Source organism: Allobosea sp. BH3, assembly GCF_025499465.1.
GTDB lineage: Bacteria > Pseudomonadota > Alphaproteobacteria > Rhizobiales > Beijerinckiaceae > Allobosea.
In genome coordinates, this window is record NZ_JAIMCA010000006.1 from 386,452 (window position 1) to 412,508 (window position 26,057).

The 26,057-nt window shown below is 66.9% G+C and carries 28 protein-coding genes; 13 read left to right on the plus strand and 15 right to left on the minus strand.

The window, feature by feature from the left end; all coding sequences use genetic code 11:
* Positions 1–25: 25 nt before the first annotated feature.
* From solA to BoBH3_RS21505, 3 genes are read left to right on the plus strand one after another with little or no spacing between them, the layout of a single operon-like run.
* Positions 26–1,165 carry an N-methyl-L-tryptophan oxidase gene (gene solA, locus BoBH3_RS21495; protein WP_262332900.1) on the plus strand — a complete coding sequence of 380 codons (1,140 nt, stop codon included), beginning with the start codon at positions 26–28 and terminating at the stop codon, positions 1,163–1,165.
* A 21-nt stretch (positions 1,166–1,186) separates the two neighbouring features.
* Entirely contained in the window at positions 1,187–2,089 is a 903-nt protein-coding gene (locus BoBH3_RS21500; protein WP_262332901.1) for a DMT family transporter, read from the plus strand.
* Entirely contained in the window at positions 2,086–3,276 is a 1,191-nt protein-coding gene (locus BoBH3_RS21505; protein ID WP_262332902.1) for a multidrug effflux MFS transporter, read from the plus strand. Before BoBH3_RS21500 ends, BoBH3_RS21505 begins: the two co-directional genes overlap by 4 nt.
* A gap of 68 nt (positions 3,277–3,344) precedes the next feature.
* Here the strand turns inward: BoBH3_RS21505 and BoBH3_RS21510 are convergent, their stop codons facing one another.
* Positions 3,345–4,211, minus strand: a complete 867-nt coding sequence (locus BoBH3_RS21510) for an NAD(P)-dependent oxidoreductase (RefSeq protein WP_262332903.1) — start codon at positions 4,209–4,211, stop codon at positions 3,345–3,347.
* A 133-nt stretch (positions 4,212–4,344) separates the two neighbouring features.
* Here BoBH3_RS21510 and map point away from each other — a divergent pair, with 133 nt between their 5' ends.
* Positions 4,345–5,097 (plus strand): type I methionyl aminopeptidase, encoded by a 753-nt coding sequence (gene map, locus BoBH3_RS21515; protein ID WP_262332904.1) that lies wholly within the window; start codon positions 4,345–4,347, stop codon positions 5,095–5,097.
* A 7-nt stretch (positions 5,098–5,104) separates the two neighbouring features.
* On the opposite strand, the gene BoBH3_RS21520 is transcribed toward map, so the two are convergent.
* The 4 genes from BoBH3_RS21520 to BoBH3_RS21535 form a co-directional block, all read right to left on the minus strand.
* Positions 5,105–5,821 carry an ABC transporter permease gene (locus BoBH3_RS21520; RefSeq protein ID WP_262332905.1) on the minus strand — a complete coding sequence of 239 codons (717 nt, stop codon included), beginning with the start codon at positions 5,819–5,821 and terminating at the stop codon, positions 5,105–5,107.
* Positions 5,818–6,528 carry an ABC transporter permease gene (locus BoBH3_RS21525; protein WP_262332906.1) on the minus strand — a complete coding sequence of 237 codons (711 nt, stop codon included), beginning with the start codon at positions 6,526–6,528 and terminating at the stop codon, positions 5,818–5,820. Before BoBH3_RS21525 ends, BoBH3_RS21520 begins: the two co-directional genes overlap by 4 nt.
* 65 nt (positions 6,529–6,593) lie before the next feature.
* Complete coding sequence (locus tag BoBH3_RS21530) at positions 6,594–7,367, minus strand: transporter substrate-binding domain-containing protein (RefSeq protein ID WP_262332907.1); 774 nt, start codon at positions 7,365–7,367, stop codon at positions 6,594–6,596.
* 196 nt (positions 7,368–7,563) lie between these two features.
* A complete protein-coding gene (locus BoBH3_RS21535) occupies positions 7,564–8,766 on the minus strand; it encodes an MFS transporter (RefSeq protein WP_262332908.1) in 1,203 nt (400 codons plus the stop codon).
* A gap of 185 nt (positions 8,767–8,951) precedes the next feature.
* Between BoBH3_RS21535 and BoBH3_RS21540 the strand changes: the two genes are divergently transcribed.
* The gene (locus tag BoBH3_RS21540; RefSeq protein WP_262332909.1) at positions 8,952–9,620 is read left to right on the plus strand and encodes a spermidine synthase; all 669 of its coding nucleotides are present in this window, start codon (positions 8,952–8,954) and stop codon (positions 9,618–9,620) included.
* Positions 9,621–9,717: 97 nt separating this feature from the next.
* Here the strand turns inward: BoBH3_RS21540 and BoBH3_RS21545 are convergent, their stop codons facing one another.
* Together BoBH3_RS21545 and speB are read right to left on the minus strand one after the other, a co-directional pair.
* Positions 9,718–10,389 (minus strand): hypothetical protein, encoded by a 672-nt coding sequence (locus BoBH3_RS21545; RefSeq protein WP_262332910.1) that lies wholly within the window; start codon positions 10,387–10,389, stop codon positions 9,718–9,720.
* Positions 10,390–10,487: 98 nt separating this feature from the next.
* Positions 10,488–11,540: an agmatinase gene (gene speB / locus BoBH3_RS21550; RefSeq protein WP_262332911.1), complete on the minus strand. Its 1,053-nt coding sequence runs from the start codon at positions 11,538–11,540 to the stop codon at positions 10,488–10,490.
* Between the two features lie 285 nt (positions 11,541–11,825).
* Between speB and BoBH3_RS21555 the strand changes: the two genes are divergently transcribed.
* The 3 genes from BoBH3_RS21555 (at position 11,826) to BoBH3_RS21565 (ending at position 14,807) form a co-directional block, all read left to right on the plus strand.
* Positions 11,826–12,911: a TRAP transporter substrate-binding protein gene (locus tag BoBH3_RS21555; RefSeq protein ID WP_262332912.1), complete on the plus strand. Its 1,086-nt coding sequence runs from the start codon at positions 11,826–11,828 to the stop codon at positions 12,909–12,911.
* Positions 12,912–13,169: 258 nt separating this feature from the next.
* Positions 13,170–14,264 carry a TRAP transporter substrate-binding protein gene (locus tag BoBH3_RS21560; RefSeq protein WP_262332913.1) on the plus strand — a complete coding sequence of 365 codons (1,095 nt, stop codon included), beginning with the start codon at positions 13,170–13,172 and terminating at the stop codon, positions 14,262–14,264.
* Positions 14,265–14,423: 159 nt separating this feature from the next.
* Positions 14,424–14,807, plus strand: a complete 384-nt coding sequence (locus BoBH3_RS21565; RefSeq protein WP_262332914.1) for a porin — start codon at positions 14,424–14,426, stop codon at positions 14,805–14,807.
* Between the two features lie 2 nt (positions 14,808–14,809).
* On the opposite strand, the gene BoBH3_RS21570 is transcribed toward BoBH3_RS21565, so the two are convergent.
* The 4 genes from BoBH3_RS21570 to BoBH3_RS21585 form a co-directional block, all read right to left on the minus strand.
* The gene (locus BoBH3_RS21570) at positions 14,810–15,436 is read right to left on the minus strand and encodes a uracil-DNA glycosylase family protein (protein WP_262332915.1); all 627 of its coding nucleotides are present in this window, start codon (positions 15,434–15,436) and stop codon (positions 14,810–14,812) included.
* Between the two features lie 19 nt (positions 15,437–15,455).
* On the minus strand, positions 15,456–15,917 hold the full coding sequence (locus BoBH3_RS21575; protein ID WP_262332916.1) for a hypothetical protein: 462 nt from the start codon (positions 15,915–15,917) through the stop codon (positions 15,456–15,458).
* Complete coding sequence (locus BoBH3_RS21580) at positions 15,917–16,528, minus strand: glutathione S-transferase family protein (RefSeq protein WP_262332917.1); 612 nt, start codon at positions 16,526–16,528, stop codon at positions 15,917–15,919. The genes BoBH3_RS21575 and BoBH3_RS21580 overlap by 1 nt, the downstream gene beginning before the upstream one ends.
* 113 nt (positions 16,529–16,641) lie before the next feature.
* A complete protein-coding gene (locus tag BoBH3_RS21585; protein WP_262332918.1) occupies positions 16,642–17,193 on the minus strand; it encodes a thermonuclease family protein in 552 nt (183 codons plus the stop codon).
* Between the two features lie 92 nt (positions 17,194–17,285).
* Between BoBH3_RS21585 and BoBH3_RS21590 the strand changes: the two genes are divergently transcribed.
* Together BoBH3_RS21590 and BoBH3_RS21595 are read left to right on the plus strand one after the other, a co-directional pair.
* Complete coding sequence (locus tag BoBH3_RS21590) at positions 17,286–18,803, plus strand: sensor histidine kinase (RefSeq protein WP_262332919.1); 1,518 nt, start codon at positions 17,286–17,288, stop codon at positions 18,801–18,803.
* A 100-nt stretch (positions 18,804–18,903) separates the two neighbouring features.
* On the plus strand, positions 18,904–20,025 hold the full coding sequence (locus BoBH3_RS21595; RefSeq protein ID WP_262332920.1) for a D-alanine--D-alanine ligase family protein: 1,122 nt from the start codon (positions 18,904–18,906) through the stop codon (positions 20,023–20,025).
* A 156-nt stretch (positions 20,026–20,181) separates the two neighbouring features.
* On the opposite strand, the gene cobT is transcribed toward BoBH3_RS21595, so the two are convergent.
* Positions 20,182–21,201: a nicotinate-nucleotide--dimethylbenzimidazole phosphoribosyltransferase gene (cobT, locus tag BoBH3_RS21600; protein WP_262332921.1), complete on the minus strand. Its 1,020-nt coding sequence runs from the start codon at positions 21,199–21,201 to the stop codon at positions 20,182–20,184.
* A 91-nt stretch (positions 21,202–21,292) separates the two neighbouring features.
* On the opposite strand from cobT, the gene BoBH3_RS21605 reads away from it, so the two are divergent.
* Positions 21,293–22,147, plus strand: a complete 855-nt coding sequence (locus BoBH3_RS21605; RefSeq protein WP_262332922.1) for an adenosylcobinamide-GDP ribazoletransferase — start codon at positions 21,293–21,295, stop codon at positions 22,145–22,147.
* The gene (locus BoBH3_RS21610) at positions 22,144–22,371 is read left to right on the plus strand and encodes a DUF1289 domain-containing protein (RefSeq protein WP_262332923.1); all 228 of its coding nucleotides are present in this window, start codon (positions 22,144–22,146) and stop codon (positions 22,369–22,371) included. Before BoBH3_RS21605 ends, BoBH3_RS21610 begins: the two co-directional genes overlap by 4 nt.
* Here the strand turns inward: BoBH3_RS21610 and BoBH3_RS21615 are convergent.
* On the minus strand, positions 22,320–22,799 hold the full coding sequence (locus BoBH3_RS21615) for a GNAT family N-acetyltransferase (protein ID WP_262332924.1): 480 nt from the start codon (positions 22,797–22,799) through the stop codon (positions 22,320–22,322). The two genes, BoBH3_RS21610 and BoBH3_RS21615, sit on opposite strands and share 52 nt — an antisense overlap.
* A 19-nt stretch (positions 22,800–22,818) precedes the next feature.
* Positions 22,819–23,652, minus strand: a complete 834-nt coding sequence (locus tag BoBH3_RS21620) for a sulfite exporter TauE/SafE family protein (RefSeq protein WP_262332925.1) — start codon at positions 23,650–23,652, stop codon at positions 22,819–22,821.
* A 274-nt stretch (positions 23,653–23,926) separates the two neighbouring features.
* Between BoBH3_RS21620 and BoBH3_RS21625 the strand changes: the two genes are divergently transcribed.
* On the plus strand, positions 23,927–25,171 hold the full coding sequence (locus tag BoBH3_RS21625; protein ID WP_262332926.1) for an SMP-30/gluconolactonase/LRE family protein: 1,245 nt from the start codon (positions 23,927–23,929) through the stop codon (positions 25,169–25,171).
* 112 nt (positions 25,172–25,283) lie between these two features.
* Here BoBH3_RS21625 and BoBH3_RS21630 read toward each other — a convergent pair whose 3' ends face one another.
* Positions 25,284–25,994, minus strand: a complete 711-nt coding sequence (locus BoBH3_RS21630; protein ID WP_262332927.1) for a DUF1428 domain-containing protein — start codon at positions 25,992–25,994, stop codon at positions 25,284–25,286.
* Positions 25,995–26,057 lie beyond the last annotated feature (63 nt).

Consider the following 26,057-nt stretch of genomic DNA (forward strand, 5'->3'; position numbering starts at 1 on the left):
GGACGCCAGCAGAGAAGCCGTGACCATGAGCGAGCACAGCTATGATGTCATCGTTGCCGGCGTCGGCGCCATGGGGTCGGCGGCTTGCTGGCATCTCGCCCAACGCGGCCTGAAGGTGCTGGGGCTCGAGCGTTTCGACCTCGGCCACGCCATGGGCTCCTCGCACGGGCTGACGCGGATCATCCGGCTCGCCTATTTCGAGGGCTCGCACTACGTCCCGATCGTCAAGCGCGCGCATGAACTCTGGCGTGAGACGGGCGAGCAGGCAGGCCTTAAGCTGCTGCACGTCACCGGCTCGCTCGACCTTGCGCCGAAGGGTGGCGGTCCGGTCGAATCCTCGCTGCAATCCTGCCTCGACCATGGGCTGACCCATGAGGTGCTGGAGGGCAACGAGGTGACGCGCCGCTTCCCGGCCTTCCAGCTTCCGGCCGGGCACCATGCGCTGTGGCAGCCGGATGGCGGCTTCGTCGCCTCCGAGAAGGCGATCTATGCCCATGTCGGGCTGGCGCAGTCGCGTGGCGCCGAGATCCGCACCAACGAGGCCCTGCTTGACTGGACGCCGACTGCGCAGGGCGGCGTCGTGGTGCGCACCGAGCGCGGCACCTATTCGGCCGGGCGCCTCGTCATCACCTCCGGCGGCTGGATCGCCGACGCCGTGCCGGCACTGGCGCAGCGGGTCCGGACGGTCAAGCAGGCCATCGGTTGGTTCACCACGCGCCGGCCCGAGCTGTTCCGCGAAGGCGCCTTCCCCGTCTTCATCCTCAGCGTCGACGAAGGCAATTTCTACGGCTTCCCGCTCTACGAGCACCCCGGCTTCAAGCTCGGCGGGCCGCATTTCGGACGCGAGCCGATGGACCCGCGCGATCAGGACCGGACGCCGAGCGCCCACCAGGTCTCGCTCATCCGCGAATGCCTGGCTCGCTACATCCCCGACGCCGCCGGTGACCCGCTGACGATCAAGGGCTGCATCTACACCGTTTCGCCCGACGAGGACTTCATCATCGACACGGTGCCGGGCGTGCCGCAGGCGGTCTTCGCCTCATGTTGCTCGGGGCACGGCTTCAAATTCGCCAGCGCCATCGGCGAGATTCTCGCTGATCTCTCCACCAAGGGCCAATCGGCCTTCGACCTCCAGCCATTCTCGCTTTCGCGCTTCGACGCCTGAATCAAGCAGGATCGAGCCGAGGTGGCCAGCGCAGCCGAAAACCGCCGCGGCATCGTCTTCATGCTTGCGGCGATGTCACTTTTCGTCGTCAACGACGCGCTGATGAAGCTCGCGCGCGAGACCTATCCCGCCGGGCAGGCTCTCACGCTGCGCGCGACCTTCGCGATCGTCGTCGGCTTCGCGCTCGTCTTCGCCGCACGTGAGGGCGATCGCCTCGCCATGGCATTCCGGCCCCGAGTCCTGCTGCGCGGCATGCTCGAATCCATCGGCGCGCTGACCTTCAGCTGGTCACTCGGGCTGATGCCGCTCGCCAACATCACGGCGATCAACATGGCCTCGCCTCTCCTCATCGTGGCAATCGCGGTCCTGCTCGGCATGGAACGGGTCGGCTGGCGGCGGGCGCTGGCGTTGACCGTCGGCTTCATCGGCGTGCTGCTCGTGGTGCGCCCCGGCGCGGACTCCTTCAATGCCGCTGCCCTCGTCGCCGTGGTCAGCGTCTTCCTGACCTCCGGACGCGATCTCACGACCCGCAGCATCGGCGACGACGTGCCTTCCACCGTCGTCTCGCTGACCACCACGGTCCTCGTCGGCGTCGTGGCCCTCGGCTACGGCCTGACCGAGGAGTGGCAGCCGATCTGGCGGCTCGAAAGCATCTATGTCGCTTTGGCGGCCGTGCTCGTCACGATCGGCACCTTCTTCATCATCAGCGCCTTCCGCCGCACCGATGTCGGGGTGATCTCGCAATATCGCTACACCGTGATCATCTTCGCGACGCTGCTCGGCTATTTCGTCTGGGGCGACGTGCCCGATCTCCTGGCCTTCGCCGGCATTGGTCTGATCATCGGCAGCGGTCTCTACACCATGCACAGGCAGCGCGTGCGTCCCGACTCGAACCTCAAGCTCTCCGGAAAGACGGGCGCGTGACGACCGCAAAAATCAAACCGACGCTCGCGATCCTTGTCGCGATCTCCGCCCTTCAGCCGATCGCGCTCAACCTGCTGGCTCCGGCGACGCCGGCCCTCACCCGTCATTTCGCGTCGAACTACGCCACCATCCAGCTCACGCTGACTCTGTTCCTCGTCTCCGTGGCCCTGACGCAGCTCGTCGTCGGGCCGCTGTCGGACCGGTTCGGCCGGCGCCCCTGCGTCAATGCAGGCATCGCGCTGTTCGTCCTCGGCTCGGTGCTCGGGGCGCTCGCGCCATCGACCAGCGTGCTTCTCCTGGCGCGCGTGCTCGAAGGAGCGGGCTCCGGCGCCGTCTTCGCCCTGTCGCGAGCCATCATCCGCGACAGCGCCGACCGGGACGAGGCAGCGAGCCAGATCGCCAGCGTCACCATGGTCATGGTCGTCGCACCGATGCTTTCCCCCTGGCTCGGCGGCCAGATCGACACCGCGTTCGGATGGCGCGCGATCTTCCTCGTCATGGCCGTATTCGGCATCGCAGTCCTGATGCTGACCGTCACGCGGCTGCCCGAGACTGCGCCGCATGTCGGCATGCGCAGCTCGCTGCTCGGCGTCTTCCGCGCCTTTCCGACACTCGTGCGCAACCGCGAATTCGTCCTGAACGTCGCAGCGGGCTCCAGCGCGACCTCCGCCTTCTTCGTCTTCATCGCGGCGGCGCCTTACATCGTCGTCGAAACGATGGGGCGAGGTTCAGACACCTATGGCGCCTACTTCATGCTGAACGCGCTCGGTTACATGATCGGCAACTTCACGATGTCGCGGCTGGCGGTGCGGCTCGGGACGCCGCGCATGGTGCGGCTGGGGCTCGTCATCTCCTTCGTCGGAACCGCAATCAGCCTCGCACTGTCCCTGTCGCCCTGGTGGACGCCGCTGACGCTCTTCCTGCCCCTTGCGGTGAACGCCATCGGCAACGGCCTGACGATCCCCGGGGCGACCGCAGAGGCGCTTTCGGCACGCCCCGATCTGGCAGGCTCCGCCGCCGGGCTGCTGGGCGCGACCCAGCTCGGCATCAGCGCGGCGCTGACCGTCCTGATCAGTTGGCTCGTAACGATCTGGCCGCAGTCCATGACCGTGCTGATCTGGCTTCTGGTCGCAACCGGGCTGGTCGCCGCCAGCCTCCGGAAAGCAAAGCCCGGCCCGGCCGTGTGATCGCATCGGACCGAAAAGTGCATTCCACTTTTCGGTCCGATGCTATGCCGGGCCTTGACTGCTCCGCCTTACCCTTCGAGGCGCGCGATCAGGCTCGACGTGTCCCAGCGGCGGCCACCCATCTTCTGGACCTCCGCATAGAACTGGTCGACCAGCGCCGTGACGGGAAGCTGCGCGCCATTGCTGCGCGCCTCCTCCAGCACGATCCCGAGATCCTTGCGCATCCAGTCGACGGCGAAGCCGAAATCGAACTTGTTGGCGTTCATGGTCTTGCCGCGGTTCTCCATCTGCCAGGAGCCGGCGGCGCCCTTCGAGATCACCTCCAGCATGGCCTCGACATCGAGGCCCGCGCGCTTGGCGAAATGGACACCCTCGGACAGCGCCTGGACGAGGCCGGCGATGCAGATCTGGTTGACCATCTTGGTGAGCTGGCCGGAACCGGCCGGGCCCATCAGCTTGCACATGCGCGCGAAGCTCGCGATCACCGGCTCGGCGCGGGCATAATCCGCCGGATCGCCGCCGCACATCACGGTCAGCACGCCGTTCTCGGCGCCGGCCTGGCCGCCCGAGACAGGCGCATCGACGAAGCCGAAGCCGCCCTGCTTCGCGGCTTCGGCGAGCTCGCGCGCGACATTGGCGGAGGCGGTGGTGTTGTCGATGAAGACCGCGCCCTTCTCCATGCCCGCAAAGGCACCATTCTCAGCCGTCGTGACCGAGCGCAGATCGTCGTCGTTGCCGACACAACAGAAGACGAATTCCTGCCCCCTGGCCGCATCGGCGGGAGTTGCGGCCGAGACGCCGGCATGCTGCGCCACCCAGGCCTGCGCCTTCGTCGGGTTGCGGTTGTAGACGGTGACCTCATGGCCCTTCGCCTTGAGGTGTCCCGCCATGGGATATCCCATCACGCCGAGACCGATGAATGCGACTTTGGCCATGCCGAACTCCCGCTTTCTTTCGAAGATCGTCACGCTTTAGCGTGCGCCTGCCGGGCGGGAAAGGCGATTGCGCGCCATCCGCTCATGCGGCTTTTCCCTTGCGGTGCGAATGTCCGCGGCTTAGCTCCGCTCCATGACCATATCGAACGACGACGAATTGCTGGCGCTCAAGGAGATCGGCGGGATCGTGGCGCGCGCTCTCGCAGCCATGGGCAAGGCGCTCGAACCCGGCATGACGACGGCGGAGCTCGATCAGATCGGGCGCGATTTCCTCGAGCGGCACGGCGCGCGCTCAGCCCCCGGGACGCTCTATGATTTCCCGGGCGCGACCTGCATCAGCGTCAACGAGGAGGTTGCCCACGGCATTCCCGGCGAGCGGCGCATCCTCGCGGGCGACCTCGTCAATATCGACGTCTCCGCCGAGAAGAACGGCTTCTTCGGCGATACCGGTGCGTCCTTCGCCGTGCCGCCAGTCAAGCCGAGGCTGGAGCGGCTCTGCCGCGACGGCAAGCGCGCGCTCTGGGCCGGCATCGGGCAGGTCGGCGCAGGCAAGCCGCTGGCCGGGATCGGCCAGGCGGTGGGGCGCTTCGCCGAGAAGAACGGCTATACGCTGGTGCGCAATCTCGCGAGCCACGGCGTCGGCCGCTCGCTCCATGAGGAGCCGACGGAGATCGCGACCTGGCCTGACCGAAGCGAGCGCCGGACCATGACGAACGGCCTCGTCTTCACCGTCGAGCCGTTCCTGTCGCTCGGCGCGGACTGGTCCGACCATGCGGAGGGTGACCGCTGGACGCTCTACAGCGAACCACGGGCGCCGACCGTCCAGTACGAGCACACAGTCGTCGCAACGCCGCGTGGCGCGGTGGTGCTGACCCTGGCGGCCTGAGCCCACCTCAGCGCAAGGCCAGATGCCGGCTCAGCCTGATTTCGAGCCTGTCCCAAACGCGCCGGATGATCTCGACCAGCACCAGATAGATCAGTGCGGCGTAGAGATAGATCGAGAGATCGAAGGAACGGGCGAAGGCGAGCCGCGTCGCGCCCATCAGGTCGAACAGCGTCACCAGCGAAACGATCGCGCTGGACTTGATCATGACGATCAGTTCGTTGCCGAGCGGGCGCAGCGCCAGGATCATCGCCTGCGGCAGCACGACGAGGCGCAAGGTCGCCCAGCGATGCAGGCCGAGCGAGAGCGCGCCCTCGAACTGCCCGCGCGGGATCGACTGGATGGCGCCGCGCAGGATCTCGGCCTGATAGGCGGCCGTGTTGATGGTGAAGGTAAAGACCGCGCAGTAGAACGGCTCGCGGAAGAACCACCAGAGGCCGACCTCCTGCCAGAACTCGCGGAACTGGCCGAGCCCGTAATAGACGAGGAACAGTTGGCAGAGCAGCGGCGTGCCGCGCAGGAAGGTGGTGTAGCCGCTGACCGCCATCCGCGCCCAGCGCGGGCCGTAGAGCCGGGTGATGGCGAGTCCGAGCGCCAGCACGAAGCCGATGGCCACCGAGATCGCGACGAGCTCGAAGGTGACCCACAGGCCGCTCGCCATGCGACAGCCGTAGTTCTGCAGGACTTCGCTGCCGAGCCAGAAACCGGGATATTCGCACCAGTTCATCGCGTCGCTCCGCCGAAGGCGGCCTGGCCGCGATTGGTGCGTTGCTCCAGCTTCTCGATGCCCCAGGCAGAGACGAGCGAGAAGAAGAAGTAGAGCAGCATCGCCGCGCCGAAGAACAGGAACGGCTCCTTGGTCACGACATTGGCCCGCGTCGCGATGAACATGATGTCCTGCAGCGTGATCACGGAGATGAGCGAGGTTTCCTTCAGCAGCACCATCCAGTTGTTGCCGAGCCCAGGCAGCGCGACGCGGATCAGCTGCGGGAAGACGACGAGGCGGAAGGCCTGTCCCTTCGACAGGCCGAGCGCCGCAGCCGCCTCGCGCTGGCCCTTTTGGATCGAATTCAGCGCGCCGACCCAGACCTCGCTGGAGAAGGCCGCGAGGACGAGGCCGAGCGCCACCATTCCGGCGACGAAGGGCGGGATCGAAAAGCCGGTCCAGACCCGCTGCATCAGGACCTGAATGCCGAAATAGATGATGTAGAGGGTCAAAAGCTCCGGCACGCCGCGGAACACGGTGGTGTAGACCGTCGCCAGCGCCCGCAGGATCACATGGTCGGAGCGTTTGCACAGCGCGATGACGAGGCCGAGCGCGAGGCCGAACGGCAGGGTCGCGAGCGCAACCGAGATGGTGTTGGCCGCGCCTTGCAGCAGGGCCCAGCCCCAGCCGCCGGCGCCGAAGCCAAGCAGAGCGAATTTGTCCAACATGAAAGGGCCGGCGCGCGAGGATGTTGAGCCCGCCGAGCCAGGACGGCCGGCGGGCGGACTTCAGATCACTCGTACTTGAACCACTTGTCCTCGAGCTTCTTGTGCGAGCCGTCGGCCATGGTCTCGGCGATGGCCTTGCTGAACATGTCCTTCAGCGCGGTATCCGCCTTGCGGACCGCTCCGGCGACGCCGGCGCCGTGAATGGCGTCGTCGCGCTTCACCTCGGCGATCTTCCTGCAGCAATCCTTGCCCTTCCCCTTGAGGAAATCGGCGAGGGCCAGCGCGTCGGCGACGATATAGTCGAGACGGCCGTTGAGCAGGTCGAGATTGGCCTCTTCCTGGGTCGGGTAGAGGCGCGCGGTCGAGTCTTTGTAGAACTTCTCGACATAGTTCGCATGGATCGTCGAGCCCTGCGCGCCGATCGACTTGCCCTTGAGGGTGGCCGGGGAGATGTCGTCGGATTTCGTGGTCTTCGGGCCGATCATCCAGATCGGGGTCTTGCTGTAGACCGAGGTGAAATCGACCTGCTTCTTGCGCTCCTCGGTCGCGTTCATGCCGGCGAGGATGATGTCATATTTGTTGGCCTGAAGCGCGGGGATGATGCCGTCCCAGTCCTGCACCACCCAGGTGCATTTCACCTTCATCTTCTCGCAGAGCAGGTTGCCGTAATCGATCTCGAAGCCCTCGAGCTCCTTCTTGGCGTTCAGGTTGTTGTAAGGCGGATAGGCGCCTTCCGTGCCGATCCGGATCTCCTTCCACTCCTTGGCCTGAGCAAGCGCGCCGGTCGCGCCGACAACCGTCAACGCCGCCGCTGCGACGAAACGAACGAAACTCTTCATGGGACCTCCGCAGATTCAGCCCGGCCGGTCTTGCTGTTCTCCCGGTCCGGTTCTGTGGCGACAGATTGGGCGCAGTTTCGTCCCACTCGCAAGAGGGACCGGTGCAGCTTTTCGCAGCTGCACGCCCAAACCGACTGCGACCGTCGGCAGGCAACCACGGAAGCGGAGGCAATCCCGAGGCGGAGAGGCCCTCTGCTCAGCGGCGGGCGTCGAGCACGGCCACGATCCAGATCGCGAGCCCGCCGAGCGCGAGCGCAGCGCCGACCCAGCCGGTGGAGGTCCAACCATAGCCGGCGGCGATCGCCATGCCGCCGAGCCAGGGGCCGAGCGCGTTGGCCGTGTTGAAGGCGCTGTGATTGAGAGCGGCGGCGAGCGTCTGCGCATCCTCCGCGACGTCCATCAGCCGGGTCTGCAGCATGGCGCCGAGGCCGCCGCCGCTGCCGATCATGAACACGACCAGCGAAACCGCCCAGATATTGTCGGCAGCGAAGGGAAAGCAGGCGAGCCAGAACGCGCTCCAGAGCAGCATGCCGACAGTGGCGGGGACCAATGCCCTGTCGGCCGCCCAGCCGGCGAAGAGCGTGCCTGCCGTCAGCCCTGCACCGAAGACCGCGAGCACGACCGGGACCAAGGCCGGCGAGGAGCCGGTGACGGCCATCAGGGTCGAGGCAAGGTAAGTGTAGACCGCAAAAAGCCCGCCGAAGCCGATGGCGCCCGTGGCGAGCGTCAGCCAGACCTGCCGGCGCTTCAACGCGCCGAGCTCCCGCAGCGGGCTTGCGCCCGGCGCGACCGTGTCCCGCGGGGCGAAGAGCGCGAGCAGCAGCGCCGTCAGCAGGGCCAGCGCCGCGACGATGGCGAAGCCGGAGCGCCAACCGAGCACCTGCCCCATCCAGCTCGCGGCAGGGACACCGAAGATCGTCGCGACGGTCAGGCCCAGCATGACGCGCGCCACGGCCTGCGCCCGCCGGCCCGGGCCGGCGAGCGAGGCTGCGACCAGCGCCGCCACGCCGAAATAGGCGCCATGCGGCAACCCGCTCAGGAAGCGAAAAGCCAGCATCCACTCATAGGAAGGCGCCAGCGCGCTCAGCCCGTTGCCCAGCGCGAAGACCGCCATCAACCCGATCAGGAGCGTCCGGCGCGAAATCCGTGCGGCCAGCACGGCGATCAAGGGAGCGCCCACCACGACGCCCAGCGCGTAGATACTGATGACATGGCCAGCCGTCGGCTCGTCGATGCCAAGTCCTGCCGAGAAATAGGGCAGCAGGCTCATCGCCGCGAATTCGGTGGTTCCGATCGCAAAGCCGCCCATCGCGAGCGCAAGCACGACAAGACCGACAGGAACAGGGGCTCTACCCGATGCCTCTGCCTGGAGGCTGCGGTCGTTGGCGGCGAGGGTCATGACTGGCTTTCGTGGAAGGGGCGGACGCTATGCTGCACCGCAGCAAGAGATAGACATTCCACAGACGCGGATACACCCCCGAAGACAAGGGTCCGCATGCATCAACCGCATATCGCGCGCAGGTTGCAGGGGACAGCCGAAGTGATCTTTCCTAGAGAAGGCCCTCCAAACCTTGGCGAGGCGACGTGATTCCCTGGACCCTCCTCGACACTGCCGAGCTGCCTGACGGCAGCGGCACCCTGCGCCTGAAGCAGCGCGGCGGCGAATTCTCGATCATGCTCGGCGCGAACGAGCTGATGAACAGCCGCCTCAGCGGGTCCGAGGAGGCGCTGGCGACACTCGTCTGCGAAAGGCTGGGCGGAGCGCCTCGGATGCTGATCGGCGGCCTCGGCATGGGTTTCACGCTGCGGGCGGCGCTGGCGAAGCTGCCTGCCGAGGCGTCAGTCACGGTCTCCGAGCTGATCCCCGCCGTCGTCGCCTGGGCGCGCGGGCCAATGGCCGAGATCTTCGCGAGCTCCCTCGACGATCCGCGCGTGACGCTCCAAGTCGCCGATGTCGCCGCCGTCATCGCACAGGGAAAGGGGCGCTACGACGCCATCCTGCTCGACGTCGACAACGGGCCGGAAGGACTGACCGTCGCGGGCAACGACCGGCTCTACGCCGCTGGTGGGCTGCAGGTTGCGAAGGCGGCATTGCGGCCGGGCGGTATCCTGGCGGTCTGGTCCTCAGGACCGGACCACGGGTTCACAAGGCGATTAAGGAGCGCAGGCTTCGCGACAGAAGAGGTGACGGCCCGCGCGCGCCGCACCGGAGGCGGCGCGCGGCATGTGATCTGGCTGGCGAAGCGCAGCTAGATCATCGGACCGAGTATCGTATTCGGTCCGATGATCTAGCTTCTTGTTTTGGCATCGGCTTTTCCGAAAGCCGCATTCCACTTTTCGGGCCGATGCCCTAGTTCAGCCGGCAGAGCCCAATGCAGGGCGCGCTCGCCGCGGCCTTGACGAAATCGGAGACCGGCTTCTTGGCCTCGGTCTTCAAGACGGGCTCCGCCGCCTGCAGCCCGCGGGCAAGCATCTGCCGGTCCGCGGGCGCGAGGCCGGCGACAATGGCGGTGGCATTCTCTGCGAAGGCGCGCGCAAGCAGGAGCTGGTTCGGCTGCTTCAGTGACGGCTCGCGCAATGCCACCACAGCCCCGCTGAGGATCTCCACGAGGCCGAGACGCATCTGCCGCAGACCCTGCAGACGGGCCTCCGTCTTGTCTTCGGCTGTCAGATTGGCGTCGAAATCGGCGATCGCCTCCAGTGCCGCGGCAGCAGCCTTCAACTTGAAGACGTGCGAGCGCGTCAGCTCGTCCTGAAACTCGACCATGTTGCGCGCCGTGTCGGGCGGCTTCCGGTCGGGGGAGAACTGCGTGTAGATCTGCAGAAGGCGCGCCTGCTTCTGGATGATGTCCAGCAGCGCCGGAATGTCGGCAGCCACATACGGGCGCTTCCCGAGGATGGCCGGCTCGTTCCAGACGTCGTCCAGGACCTTGCCCTCGACCGGGTCGGCGATGCGCGGCAACCTCGGCTTGCCCCCCGAGCCCTGGCTCATGGTTTCGACCGCCGCAAGGGACGCGTCCATATAAGCGGTCCCGTTGGCCGGAACTCCGGCCCGTGCAGCGAAGCCGAGCAGGCAAAGCCCGCCCGCCGCAGCGAGCCACGCGATCGATCGCATTCTCATCATGGTCTTCCTTTTCCCGCGGCGCGCGCTTCCGCCAGCAGGCAGAGTTCGGTGAAGAGCACCTGAGCCGCACAGTGCGCGGTGTTGCTCGTGGCATCGTATTGGGGCGCGACCTCGACGACGTCGGCGGCGACGATGTCGCGCCCCTTGAGCGCGCGCAGGATCGTCAACGCCTCGCGCGGCGTCAGGCCGCCGACCTCCGGCGTGCCGGTGCCGGGCGCAAAGCCGGGGTCGAGAGAATCGACATCGAAGGAGACATAGGTCGGGCCGTCGCCGATCACGGCCAGGGCCTTGGCGATCACGGCATCGAGGCCGAGATCGTCGACCTCATTGGCATGGATCACGGTCATGCCGCTCTCGTAGGAGAACTCCCAGAGATATTCGGCGCCGCCGCGGATGCCGATCTGGATGACACGCTCCGGATCGAGCACGCCATCGAGGACCGCCTGACGGAACGGCCCGCCATGGTGGAACTTCGAGCCCTCATAGGGGCCGGAGGTGTCGCAATGGGCGTCGATATGAACCATGCCGACCGGCCGCTTCGCGCCGACAGCCTTCAGGATCGAATAGGTCATGGAATGGTCGCCGCCGACCGCAAGCGGCGACACCCCGGCCTCGACGATGGTGCGGAAGGCCGCCTCGATGTCCTCGTGGCAGCTCTCGAGCGAATAGCGCGAGCGGAACGGCACATCGCCGATATCGGCCGCCTTGACCATGCCGAAGGGCGCGGTGCCCAGCACATGGTCCATCGGGCCCATCCGCTCGATCGCGCGTACGGCACGCGGGCCGAGCCGGGCGCCGGCGCGGTTGGTGACGCCGAGGTCCATCGGCACGCCGATGATCGCGACATCGAGCCCGCCGAGATCGGGGCTCGTCAGGGCATCGGGCCGGTAGGGGGCATTGATGAAGGTTGCGACGTCGGCGAACGGCCATTTGCGCTTGTCGCCGCTGAACTGCCCGGCCGCCACCCTGGCGAAATTCGGATCATGGATGTCGCCGCCGCTCGCGCCGGCATAGCGCGCCCGCAGCTTGTCCAGCTTGCCCTGATCCATCCGATCTCTCCTGCCCGTCTACAGCCTGAATCGCGGTGAGGCCGTCTGCGACCGCCGGGACAGGCGGACATGCGATGCGAATTCCGTATCCCGATCAAGACCGCTTTAAACATCCGGACCGGAGCCCGCCAACCCACCTGAGAAAACTAGCCGAAAGTCGCAAGAATCAACGATGAAATCGCTCGCGCTTCGAAAATCCATTCGCTACAACGCGACATCGAATGCCGGGCGACAGGACAAGTTTCGCAACGCCCGCACCCCGCAATATCCGAGGAGAGGCCTTCAATGAAGCGTCGTCAGTTTATCCAGACCGCCGCAGCCGGCGCAGCCGCCAGTGCTGTCGCCATGCCGGCGGTCGCGCAGTCGAATCCCGAGGTGAAGTGGCGCCTGGCCTCGAGCTTCCCGAAGTCGCTCGACACGATCTATGGCGGCGCGGAAGTCATGGCCAAGATGGTCTCCGAACTGACCGACGGCAAGTTCCAGATCCAGGTCTTCGCCGCCGGCGAAATCGTACCCGCTCTGCAGGCCGCCGACGCCGTGACGAATGGCACCGTCGAGATGTGCCACACCGTCTCTTATTACTATGTCGGCAAGGACCCGACCTTCGCGGTCGCGGCTTCGGTGCCTTTCGGCCTCAACGCCCGCGCCCAGAACGCCTGGCTGTTCCAGGGCGGCGGCAACGAGCTGTTCAACGAATTTTACAAGAAGTTCAACATCCACGGCCTGCCCTGCGGCAACACCGGCGCGCAGATGGGCGGCTGGTTCCGCAAGGAGATCAAGACCCCGGCCGACCTGCAAGGTCTCAAGATGCGCATCGGCGGCATCGCCGGCTCCGTCCTGCAGAAGCTCGGCGTCGTGCCGCAGCAGATCGGCGGCGGCGACATCTACCCGGCGCTCGAAAAGGGCACCATCGACGGCGCCGAATGGGTCGGCCCCTATGACGACGAGAAGCTCGGCTTCTCCAAGGTCGCGCCTTACTACTACTATCCGGGCTTCTGGGAGGGCGGCCCCTGCGTGCACGCCTTCGTCAACCTGGACAAGTGGAACGCCCTGCCGAAGGCCTATCAGGCTGCGCTGACCGCCGCCTGCACCTATGCCAACACCATGATGGCGGCGAAGTACGACGTGCAGAACCCGCAGGCGCTGAAGCGCCTCGTCGCGGCCGGCACGCAGCTGCGCCCCTTCTCGCAGGAGATCCTGGAGGCCTGCCTCAAGGCCTCGAACGAGCTCTACTCCGAGATCTCCGCCAAGAACCCGGACTTCAAGAAGGCGATCGAGGCCATGGCCGCCTTCCGCTCCGAGGCTTATCTCTGGTGGCAGGTGGCGGAGCTGAGCTTCGACGTCTTCCAGGTGCGCACCCGCGCCCGCTGAGTCGACTTCAGCCAAAGCACGCGACTGTCACAAGGCCCGGCGCAAGCCGGGCCTTTTTGTTGTTTCGACGTCGACCCAAGCTCAAACAGATGCATCTAATGCATTGGAGATCATGACAATTTGCATACCCATACCCAAATCACATGATAGCCATGCAAATTCCTCTTGCGTCCGGCAACAAACCTGCTTTGCTGTCGAAGTCAGCGATGACCGGGAAAAACCGGCACGCGAAATGCCTTTGAGGGAGGGCACACCGAGATGGAGCGTCGTCGTTTTCTGAAGGTAGCGGGGGCCGGTGCAGCGGCGGGGGCGATCGCAAGCCCCGCGATCGCGCAGTCGATGCCTGAGGTGAAGTGGCGCGTCACATCGTCCTTCCCGAAGTCGCTGGACACGATCTACGGCGCCTCCGAGGTGCTGGCCAAGGCCGTCTCCGAAGCGACTGACGGCAAGTTCCAGATTCAGGTCTTCGCCGCGGGTGAGATCGTGCCGGCCCTGCAGGCCGCAGACGCGGTGACCAACGGCACCGTCGAGATGTGCCACACCGCATCCTACTACTATGTCGGCAAGGACCCGACCTTCGCCTTCGGGACCGCAGTGCCGTTCGGCCTGAATTCGCGCCAGCAGAACGCCTGGTTCTACCATGGCGGCGGCAACGAGCTGCTGAACGAATTCTACAAGAAGTCGAACATCTACTCCCTGCCGGGCGGCAACACCGGCTGCCAGATGGGCGGCTGGTTCCGCAAGGAGATCAAGACCGTCGACGACCTTAAAGGCATCAAGATGCGCATCGGCGGCTTCGCCGGGCAGGTCATGAGCAAGCTCGGCGTGGTGCCGCAGCAGATCGGCGGCGGCGACATCTATCCGGCGCTCGAGAAGGGCACCATCGACGCGGCGGAATGGGTCGGCCCGGCGGATGACGAAAAGCTCGGCTTCAACAAGGTCGCGCCGTTCTACTACTATCCGGGCTGGTGGGAAGGCGGCGCCGCGCTGCACTTCTTCATCAACACGGCCAAGTGGGAAGAGCTGCCGAAGGTCTACAAGTCGCTGCTGACCACGGCGGCGGCACAGGCGAATATCGACATGCAGGCGAAGTACGACGCCCGCAATCCGGGTGCGCTGAAGCGGCTTGTCGGCGCCGGCGCGCAGCTTCGGCCCTTCTCCCCTGAAATCCTCGATGCCTGCCTGAAGGCCTCGAAGGAGGTCTATGCCGAGACCTGCGCCAAGAATCCTGATTTCAAGAAGATCTACGATTCGATGGCGGCCTTCCGCGGCGACGAATACCTCTGGTTCCAGATCGCCGAATACACCTTCGACAACTTCCTGATCCGCTCGCGCGTTTCGAATACGCTCTGAACCAACGGAGCCTGAGCGCGAGGGAATACTGACCCCGGCGAAAGCCGGGGTTTTTCATGCGCCGGGCGGCCATGATGAACCGGCGGCAGTTGCCATATCGCCGCCTTGCTGCATGACTATCCGGTATTGCTCAAGGCCAAGCCCACGAGGCAACGCAGCATGCGCCACATCGCCCTCGCCTTCCTCCTGACCGGACTCGCCACCGCGGCCGACGCGCAGTCGATCGGCGAGGCCCTCCCCGGCCGCGCCGCGCCGCGCGAGGCCTACAGCAAGCCCAACCCCGCGACGGTGAAGGGCACCCGCCCCTGCCCCGAATACGGCGCCGGTTTCGTCAAGATGGAAGGCTCGTCCTTCTGCGTGCGCATGGGTGGGGCGGTCCGGGCCGAGTTCGGAAAGAGCTCCCGCAACGGCTATGGCAGCCGCGCCGACGGAATGGTCTACATGGAAAGCCGGGGGCAGACGGCGCTCGGCCCCGTCCGCTCGGTGCTGAGCGTGCAAGGTACAATGGATCGCGGGCTGGATTCGCGTCCGTTCCGCTACTGAGCTCAAGCCAGCAGCCGGGCGACCTCGGCCCGCAGCACCGGCACCAGCTCCGCCTCGAACCACGGATTGCGCCTGAGCCAGGCATTGTTGCGCCAGGAGGGGTGCGGCATCGGCAGGACGCGCGGGCGCACCGGCCGGGCCAGGATTTCGCGCCAGTTCGCCATCGTACCGGAGAGGCTCGCCGCATTCTCGGCGCCAAGATGCCAGCTCTGGGCGTAGCGCCCAATCGCAAGCACAAGCTCGATCCGCGGCAGCGCTTCAAAGACGCGCGCGCGCCAGGTCGGCGCGCATTCCCGGCGCGGCGGCTTGTCGCCGCCTTTGGCGTCGAGCCCCGGAAAGCAATGGCCCATCGGCACGATGGCGACCTTGCTCTCGTCATAGAAGATGGTCTCGTCGATGCCGAGCCAGCCGCGCAGGCGCACGCCGGAGGGATCGGTGAAAGGCCGTCCGCTGGCATGGACGCGCGTGCCCGGCGCCTGACCTGCGATGCACAGCCGCGCCGTCGCCGCCGCCTGGATCACGGGGCGCGGCTGATGCGGCAGCGGCGGCAAATAGAGCGGCGCATCGCGGCAAATCCGGCAGGCGCGAAGCTCCGCCAGCACCGTTTCGAGCGGCTCTCCGCCTGTCATGAGGGCTGCGCCGGCCGCATCAGCGCTGTGCGAACCGGCGGCTCATCGGCGGCGTGGGCGCGCGCGAGATCAGCCCGTCGCAATACCAGGGCGTGCCGTTATCGGTATGGTTGCGCCCGTTGCCGGGCTCGACCTTGGCCAGCGCGTTGACGAGCCCGCTGCCGAGATTGCGCAGCACATAGAGCTCGCCGCTCGTCTCGACGCTGAAGCAGTGCACCGTGCGGTCGGTCTGAGGGCCATAGTAGTAGCAGATGCTGTCCGGCTTGGTGATCCAGCACGCGTCGGTGTTGGGCTGCCAGCCATTATGGCCGAGCGCCCGCCCGTCGGGATCGTGATACTCGGTGAAGAAGCCGCCATTGGTGTAGCGGCCCGAGACGGTATTGCCCCTGAAGGCGCGCTCGATCGCCTCGCCGCTCAAGCGCTCGACGGCGAGCACGGGCTGGCTCAGCAGGACCAGCAGACAAAGAAAGGCGGCGCGCATCAGGCCTTCCAGCTCGGCCGGGCCGAAAGCGCGGCGTGCCAGCGGCGAATCTGTACGAAATCCTCAGGCAGCGGCAGCTTGGCCGGCTTCATGAAATCGATGGCGATGCCGGCGGTGATATCGGCCACCGTCAGCGCCGGGCCGCAGACAAACTCGTTGCCGGCGAGTTGCAGCTCCAGCAGCCAGAGATGGTCGTCGAGCTGCTCGCGATTGGCCTCCGCCCATTCGGGAACCTGGTCCTCCAACTCCGCCATCGCGGGGTGGCTGTGGCGGAACACGGCCGAGACGCTCGAAAAGAGGCCAAGCTCGATGCGGCGGTTCCACATCTCGATCATGGCGCCCTGCTTCGCATCGCTGCCGAACAGCGAAGGTTGCGGATGCAGCGCCTCCACGTAACGGCAGATCGCGATGGTCTCGGCCAGCGCCGTGCCGTCGTCGAGTTCGAGCACGGGCAGGCGCTGCGCAGGGTTGAGCTTCGTGAAGTCTGCCGTCTTGTGCTCCTTGCTGGCCATGTCGACCGGCACGAGCTCCGGCAGCGGCACCCCCTTCTCGGCGAAGAAGATGCGGACCCGCCGCGGATTGGGCGCGCGGCCGCCATCGTAGAGCTTCATCGGACCCCCTTGCTTATCCGGCCGCACCGGATCACGGCCCGAGCCGGCAGGTCAACCGCATCGCGACCGGATGCAGGCGTTTCTTGACGCGAAGATGGCAACAAGGCGCAACCTCAGCGCTGATGGGCGCGCCGCCACGCCTCCGGCCGCTGGAACTCCAGCGCCCAGAGGCCGCGCCCCGCCGCGCGCGCCGCGTCCTCCTGCGCCCGATAGGCGCCGTAGGAAACCGCATGCCCCTCGCTGACCAGCGTGGCGTTGATATCGGTTTCGCCCTGCCGGCAGCGTGCCAGACCCCGGCCATAACGGTCCGCCTTGCCGATTTCGCAAGTGGTCATGCCACGCGCCAGCATGGCCTGCAGCGCGCGGCGGGCGGACTGCCCGCAGGCGACGGGGCGTCCGCCGGCGGCCGTGCAGCTCTGGCGGTATTCCGGCGCGTCGATGCCTTCGAGCCGCAACTCCTCGCCGAGGAGCCGTAGCGAATCGCCGTCGATCGCCTGGGCCGCGCCGGTGAGTTCCCGGGCCGGGCCGAGGCGGTGCTGCAAGATGGCCCCAGCCAGCGCGAGAAAGCCGAGAATCCCGAGGGCCACGACGAAGTCGACCGAGCGCCCGACGCGGCGCCAGCCGAAAGGTCCCGAACCGGACGAGCCGAATCCAAAGCGTGCCATCAGGAAGAGCTTAACGATTTGGTGTCCATGATGGCAGGCCGACCGCGCATGCGTGCGGCCGACCGAGACCTCTAGGATACACGCTCCCGACCATGCCGGATGTAACGGCCGAACAGGTGCAGCGCGGGCGCGGACCCGACCCGTCCTCGCTGGCGCGCCGCAAGCACGTCTCGCGGGAGGTGAAGTCCGTGCGCGAGCGGCTGACCTCCTCGACGGGGCTCGAACGGGCCTTCGACAACGAGCTGCTGCGCGTCTTCGCGCAATATCGCCTGTCGGGTGCGGTCGGCACGCTGGTGCTCGTCATCGGCATTGCCTCCGCCGCCTGCCTCTGGCTGCCGAGCGGGCGCGTCGCACTGTGGAGCGGCGCGGTGCTCGCCAGCACGCTGCTGATCGTCGCTCTGTCGCGCCGTTATCTTTCCAAAGCTCCGAACGAGGTCCGGCTGAAGCGCTGGCGCCGGCTCTTCGCCATCGGCGAGGGCCTTCACGGCCTGTCCTGGGCGCTGTTGCTGCTGCTCTTCGCCCCTGTCGACGCGCCGGGCGCCAAGGTCTTCGCGACCACGGCGCTCCTGATCGTCAGCGCGCTCACCGTCATGCTCTCGGCCACGATCCCGATCGCGGTCTACGCGGGGCTGACGCCGATCATCCTCGGCATCATGGCCTTCTTCTGGGACCGCCGCGACATGGACAGCGTCACCATGGCGCTGATGGCGGCTTCGGCCCAGCTCTTCTTCATCTTCCTGGCGAACCGGCTCTATGCCAGCTCCGTCGCCTCGATCGGCTTCCGGGCCGAGAAGGACGCGCTGATCGCCGAGCTGGAGACCGCCAACGCCAATTCGGACGAGGCACGGCGCAAGGCGGAGGAAGCCAACCTCGCCAAATCCCGCTTCCTCGCCACGATGAGCCATGAGCTGCGGACGCCGCTCAACGCCATCCTTGGCTTCTCCGAGGTGATGAAGAACGAGATCTTCGGCGCCCATGCCAATGCGGCGTACAAGGAATATTCGGGCGACATCCATGGCTCGGGCCAGCACCTGCTGAACCTCATCAACGAGATCCTCGACCTGTCGCGCATCGAGGCCGGCAAATACGAGCTGAACGAGGAGGCGCTGTCGCTCGCCGGCATCGTCGACGACTGCCAGCACATGCTGGCTCTTCGCGCCAAGGCCAAGGGGCAGAGCGTCAAGGCACTGGCCGAGCTCGACCTGCCGCGCGTCTGGGCCGATGAGCGTGCCATCCGGCAGGTGGTGCTCAACGTGCTCTCGAACGCGATCAAATTCACCCCGCAAGGCGGCGAGATCACCATCAAGGTGGGCTGGACGAAGGCCGGCGGCCAGTATGTCTCGATCACCGATACCGGCCCCGGCATCCCGGAAAACGAGATTCCGATCGTGATGCAGAGCTTCGGGCGCGGCTCGCTCGCCATCAAGACCGCCGAGCAGGGCTCGGGGCTGGGCCTGCCGATCGTCAAGGGCCTGATCGACCTGCATGGCGGCGGCTTCCAGCTGAAGTCCAGGCCGCGCGCGGGGACGGAGGTGACGATCACCCTGCCGGCCGAACGGGTCATGGATGCGCTGGCCGCCCTGCCCGAGCCGAAGACCCGCGCGGCATGATCGCGCGCCGCCGCCCGAATCCTGCCTCAACCATCCCTGACACCGGAGAGCGCCTTTTCTCGAAGGCGAGTCTGCCGCCCACCCATCGGACCATCGGATCATGAACCGGAAAACGCGCGTCGCCGTGCTCTATGGTGGAAAATCGGGCGAGCACGAGGTTTCGCTGAAATCGGCTGCCTCCGTGCTGCGCTATCTCGACCGCGAGCGCTTCGAGCCCGTGCCGGTCAGCATCGACAAGCAGGGCCGGTGGCAGTGCCATGACCTGCGGCGCATCGAGGGGGCGAACACCGAGAGCCTGCCGATCCCAGCCGACTCGCCGGCGATCCGGCTCGAGGCGCAGGGCGATGGCCTCACCGCGATCCTGCCTGCCGACAGCACCGGGCCGGCGATTGCGCCTGTGGACGTGGTCTTTCCGGTGATCCACGGCCCGCTCTGCGAAGACGGCGCGATGCAGGGGCTGCTGGAGCTCGCCGGAGCCGCCTATGTCGGTTCGGGCGTGCTGGCCTCGGCCGTCGGCATGCACAAGGACATCGCCAAGAAGCTCGCCGCTCTCGCCGGCCTGCCGGTCGCGCCCTATCTCGCGCTGTCGCGGCGCGACTGGCGCCGCGATCCGGAGGGCTGGGCGAAGACCACGCGTGAAAAACTCACGCTTCCGGTCTTCGTGAAGCCCTGCAACATGGGCTCCAGCGTCGGTGTCCATAAGGTCAAGAGCTGGGAGGCGCTGAATGAGGCGCTGACCGACGCCTTCCTCTACGACACCAAGGTGCTGATCGAGCAGGGCATCGACGCCCGCGAGATCGAGATTGCGGTGCTCGACGGCGATCCGCCGACGGCCAGCGTGGCGAGCGAACTCAATGCCGGCCCGCAGCATGAATTCTACTCCTACGAGGCGAAGTACATCGACCAGGACGGCGCGACGGTCGACCTGCCGGCGAAGCTCGACGCCGCGCAGATGGAGCGCGTGCGGCAGCTCGCCATCGACGCCTTCGTCGCGCTCGAATGCAGCGGGCTGGCGCGGGTCGACTTCTTCCTGGACCGCAAGAGCGGCGCGTTCTTCTTCAACGAGATCAACACGCTGCCGGGCTTCACCGCGATCAGCATGTATCCGAAGATGATGGAGGCCTCCGGCCTGCCCTATCCGGAGCTGCTGACCCGCCTGATCGGGCTGGCACAGGAGCGCCACGCCGAGCGGGCGGGGCTGAAGACGGATTACGCGGGATAGGTGCGCTCACCCACCTTCGACATTCCGGGGCGCGCCGCAGGCGCGAACCCGGAACCCACGACTGGGTTAGAGCTTGCGATCATGCGTCTTGAAGATCTCACCCGGTCGTGGGTTCCGGGTTCTTCGCTACGCGAAGCCCCGGAATGACAGAGGGCGTCAGCCCTTCCGCGCCACCTGCGCCTGCTCGAAGGTCGCCATGCCGGAGTGGACAGCGGCGGCAGCCTTGACGAGGCCGGCCGCGAGCGCAGCCCCCGTGCCTTCGCCCAACCTCATGTCGAGCGCCAGCAGCGGGATCTTGCCGAGCCGCGCCAGCACATCGGCATGGGCGCCCTCGACCGAGAGATGGCCGGCGAGGCAGTGGTCGATGGCCGAAGGCTCGATGGCGTGCAGGATCGCGGCGGCGGCGGTGACGACATAGCCGTCGAGGATCACCGGGATGCGCTGCGAGCGCGCGGCGATGATCGCGCCGCAGATCGCCGCGACCTCGCGACCGCCGAGGCGGCGCAGGACCTCCAGCGGGTCCTTGAGATGGGCGCGGTGCAGCGCGATGCCGGCTTCGACAGCCGCAACCTTGCGCTTCAGGCCCTCGTCGTCGACGCCGGTGCCGCGCCCGCACCAATGAGCCGCGTCCCCGCCATAGAGCGCGGCATAGATCGCCGCCGCCGAGGTGGTGTTGCCGATGCCCATCTCGCCAAGGCAGAGCAGGTCCGCGCCGCCGACCAGGGCCTCCATGCCGAAGGCCATGGTGGCGACGCAGGCGCGCTCGTCGAGCGCATCCTGTTGCGTGAAATCGCCAGTCGGAAGGTCGAGCGCGAGGTCGAAGACCTTGAAGCCGAGATCATAGGCCGCGCAGATCTGGTTGATCGCGGCGCCGCCGGCGGCGAAATTCTCCAGCATCTGGCGCGTCACCGCCTGCGGATAGGCCGAGACGCCCTGCGCCACGACCCCATGGTTGCCAGCGAAGACGCAGACGAGCGGCCGGTTCACCGCGGGCGGCGCCTTGCCCTGCCAGGCGGCGAGCCATTCGGCGATCTCCTCCATGCGACCGAGGCTGCCGGCAGGCTTGGTGAGGTTGGCTTCACGGGCGCGGACGGCGTTCGCCGCCGCCATGTCGGGGCCTGGCATCGCGGCGATGAGTTCGCGAATGTCGTCGAAGGGCAATCCGGAGGCGGCCATGGCTAATCCGTAAAGATGCGTGCCGGCGTGGCGGCGAGGTCTGCGGTGCTGCTATAGGCTTGGGCGCGCGAAGACAATCGAGCCGGGACGCATGGCCGACACCGAAACCAGCACGGAGACCCTGCCACCCGCCCAGCCGGACTGGCCGGGCTGGGCGATCGCAACCGCGATCTGCCTGCGCTTCTGGTCCCGCCTGCCGGTCCCAGCCCTGCCGGGCGAGACCGTGAGCCATGCCGCCCCCGATTTCAGGACCGTGCCGCGCGCCCTGCCCTTCTCGGCGCTGATCATCGCCCTGCCGGCCGCGTTGGTGACGCTGGGGGCGGGGCTCGCCGGCTTGAGCGGGCTCGTCGTCGCCGCGCTGGCGCTGACCGCGTTGGCCATGACCACCGGTGCATTCCACGAGGACGGGCTCGCCGACACGGCGGACGGGCTGTTCGGTGGGCATACGGTCGAGCGGCGGCTGGAGATCATGAAGGACAGTCGGATCGGCTCGTACGGCGCGCTGGCGCTCGGCCTGTCGCTGCTGTTGCGGGCGAGCCTGCTCGCCATGATCCTCGACCGTTCGGGCGCCTGGGCTGCTGCGGCTGCTGTGCTGGCGGTTGCGCCCTGGTCGCGCGCCGAGGCGCTCCACCTTCTCGCCACGCAGGCGCCGGCCCGCAGCAGCGGGGCTGCGGCCTCCGTCGGGCGGCCTACGGTGACGACGGCGCGGATCGCGTTGGGGCTGAGCCTCGTCCTGGCGCTGGCCTCGGCGCTGGCGGCGCAGCTGCCCGTCGTGGGGTTGCTGATCGGCCTCGCACTGGCTCATGGCGCGGCGCTCGGGCTCGCAAGGCTGGCGCGCCGGCTGATCGGCGGGCAGACCGGGGACATGTTGGGCGCGGCGCAGCAGCTCGCCGAGATCGCGATCTATCTCGGTATTGCACTGGCTCTGGGATGGGCAGGGCGATGACCGCTATCTCGACGCCCTGCATCAAGGTTTGCGTCATCGACCCAGCGAGCAAGCTCTGCGAGGGCTGCGGGCGGACGCTTGCTGAGATCGCGCAGTGGGGTCGGTTCACGGAGGTGGAACGGCTGGCGATCATCGCCGCGCTGCCGGATCGGCTACCGAAGCCGTCGAACGGCTACTCCCCCGGTCCTGCCAAGTCGAGCAAGGCTTGGCCAGTCAGCCGGTAGAACAGCTTCTTGGTTTGCGAAACCGCGCCGAGGCTCTCGTAGAACCGCAGTAGCGGGCCGTCATCGACATCGGCCGTCCAGTCGATGCGCCTGTGGCCGCGTTCGATCGCGAGCTCCGCCAGCGCCTGCATCAGCGCGCGGCCGAGGCCCGCACCGCGCGCCGTGTCGGCGACATAGAGCTCCTTGAGGAAGAAGCCCGACCGCAACCCCGGCCCGGGATAGAGATTGCAGGCCGAGGCGAAGCCGAGGATCGCGTCGCCCTTCGCTGCCACGAGAATGTCGATGCCGGCCGGCAGGGCCGCAAGCCCCGCCAGGATCTCGGCGGGCGGCGGGCACGGAACCTCGTAATGGCCCTGCATCTCGACCATCAGCGCCGCAAGCGCCGGATGGTCGGCGGGCTGAAGCAGACGGATCGCGGTTTCGTTCACGATTCCGGCCCCGCGATCTTCAGGAAATCAGCGACCAGATGAAGCGGCCGGCGACGAAGAGCAGGAAGATGCCGAAGGCGACCTCGAGGCGGCGCTTCGAGAGCTTGTGCGCGAGGCTCGCGCCGATCGGCGCCGTCCAGATCGAGGTCGGGATGAACAGGATCATGCCGATCAGCGAGACATAGCCGAGCGAGAGCGGCGGCAGGATGTCCATCTTCGGCCAGCCGGCATAGATGAAGCCGAGCGCGCCGGGGATCGAGATGATGACGCCGAGGCCCGAGGACGTCGCAACCGCCTGGTGGATCGGACGGCCGTAGAAGGTCATGAACAGGCTGGAGAGCTGGCCGCCGCCGATGCCCATCAGCGCCGAGAGCACGCCGATGACGCCGCCATAGGTGATCATCAGCGGCTTGCCCGGCATTTCCTCGCCGAACTTCCAGCGGTCGGCGGCGAAGAGCAGGCGGATCGCCGAAATCAGGGCGACGATGACGAAGATGATCTTGAACAGGTCGGCCGGGGCGTAGCGGGCGATATAGCTGCCGACGATGACGCCGAGCACGACCGGCACGGCCCATACCTTCAGGATCGAAAGATCGACGAGGCCCTTGGCGCGGTGCGCGTTGAAGGAGCGGATCGAGGTCGGGATAATGACCGCCAGCGAAGTGCCGACTGCGAGCGGCATCCTGACCTCATCCGGCACGCCGATGACCCGGAAGACCTCGTAGAGCACCGGCACCACCACCGCGCCGCCGCCGACGCCGAAGACGCCGGCGAGCAGGCCCGTGATCGCCCCCGCCAGCACGAGGGAAACCGCCAGGAAGGCGAGATCGCCGAGAGGAATGCCTGCAATCATGGGAAAAACAATCCTGGTAAGGTCAGCGCGTTCTGTCGGCCATTTGGGGGGCGCGGGCAAGATGCCCCGCCCGCATGACGGACTTGCGAGAAATCCCCGCATGCCCTCCGCCACCGCCACCTTTGCGCCTTGCGCATTGCGCAGGATCGCCACGGCTGCGGCCCCCTCGCCGCGCCGATGTCCCATCGCCTGAAAGGAGGATCGAGCCCAGGAACGCCCAGCTTTGTGCAAGTCCGTATCGTTTCAACCAGCAAAAAACGCCAAGGAGGACACGATGTCAGAGGGCAACCGTTCGACGCATGATGAAACCGTTCCACCCCCGCCGCTTCTCTCGCGCCGCCGTCTGATCCAGGCGGCAGGCGTCGGCGCCTTCGCTGCCGCTGCGGCCCCCGCTCTGGCGCAGACCCAGGCCAGCCGGGCGATGGCACCGCCCAGCACCATCACCACGCCTCCGCGCGATTTCAGCCGCGGCAGCGCGCCCACCACCTATTTCTGGGACCCGGACGTCATTGCCGTCGATCCCTCCTTCAACAATCTCGCTCAGCCCAATGCCGCGATCCAGCGGCTCTGGACCGGCGGGCTCTGGCTCGAAGGACCGGCCTGGAATGCGCAGGGGCGCTATCTCGTCTGGAGCGACATCCCGCGCAACCGGCAGATGCGCTGGATCGAGGATGACGGCCATGTCAGCGTGTTCCGCGCTCCGTCCGGCTACAGCAACGGCAACAGCTTCGACTTCCAGGGCCGGCAGCTCTCCTGCGAGCATCTCAACCGGCGCGTCGTGCGCTATGAGCTCGACGGCTCGGCGACGGTGCTGGCCGACAGCTTCGAGGGCAAGAAGCTCAACTCGCCGAACGACATCGTCGCGCACCAGGACGGCAGCTACTGGTTCACCGATCCGCCCTATGGCGGGCAGCTCTACGAGGGCGCGCCCGATGCGCCCGGCGGGCCGAGCAACGCCAATGGCAAGATCAATCCGCGCCTCGGCCAGCCGCCCGGCATCGGCCTCGCCAAGCGCGAGCTGCCGACCAATGTCTACCGGCTCGACCCGAGCGGGCGGCTTGACCTCGTGATCCGCGAGGAGCAGGTGCCCGATCCGAACGGGCTGTGTTTCTCGCCGGATTTCAAGAAGCTCTACGTCGCCTCGACCGGCAAGGGGCCGGGCGACACAGGCCCCGGCGGCAAGGGCGACATCCATGTCTTCGACGTCGGCGCCGACAACAAGCTCTCCAACGGCAAGGTGTTCTCGGACTGCATGATCGACGGCATCAATTGCGGACCGGACGGGCTTCGCTGCGATGTCGAGGGCAACCTCTGGGCGTCGAGCAATGCCGGCCGGAACGTCGGCTATAGCGGGGTCAACGTATTCAACCCCGCCGGCAAGGTGATCGGCCGGATCAGGCTTCCCGAGGTCTGCGGCAATATCTGCTTCGGCGGACCGAAGCGGAACCGGCTGTTCATGGCCGCGAGCCAGTCGATCTACGCGCTCTACCTTGCCACACAGGGCGCCGGGCCGGGCTGAGAAGCAACCGCACCGTCATTGCGAGGAGCGAAGCGACTAAGCAATCCAGGGGCGGCAGAACTCTAAGTCTCCCTGGATTGCTAGGCTTATGCTCGCAATGACGCCCGATGCCTCAGGCGTCGACGATCGGCGCGAAGCCGCCATAGATCATGCGCTTGCCGTCGAAAGGCATCGGCTTTCCGCTCATGCGCGGGTCCTGCATCAGCTTGCCCCAGCCCTCGTCGCGCGCGGTCTTCGAGGGCCATTCGACCCAGGAGAAGGCGACGGTCTCGCCGGCCTGCGCCTTCACCGCCCCCTTGAAGTCGGTCACCTTGCCGTCCGGCACATCGTCGCCCCAGGCATCGACGACACGCGTGGCGCCATGTTCCTTGAACAGCGCGGCGTGCTCGGCGGAAAAGGCCTGATACTCGGCCTTGCGGTCGTCGGGGACGGCCGCCAGCATGCCGTCGACATAACCCATGTCCCCGCCCCGGCCTTCGTCGACGATATTCGCGAAGCCGCCATAGATCATGCGCTTACCGTCGAAGGGCATCTCGCCCATCTCCTTCATGCGCGGATCGGACATCATCTTCTGGCCGACGCTGTCTCGGGTGGCTCGATCCGGATATTCGATCCAGGAGAAGACGACGACCTCGTGGGGCTGCGCCTTCACCGCTCCCTTGAAGTCGGTGACCTTTCCGTCCGGCACGTCGTCGCCCCAAGCCTCGACCATGCGGGTGGCGCCAAACTCCTTGAAGAGATCCCAGGCCTTCTCCGCCTGCTGGCGATAGGCATCCTTGTTCGCGGCCGGGACGGCCACGACGAAACCATCGACGTAGGACATTGCATCAATCTCCCTTGCTGGCGGAAGGCTCACGCCCGCCGCCGTTTTCGGTGGGTTAAAGGC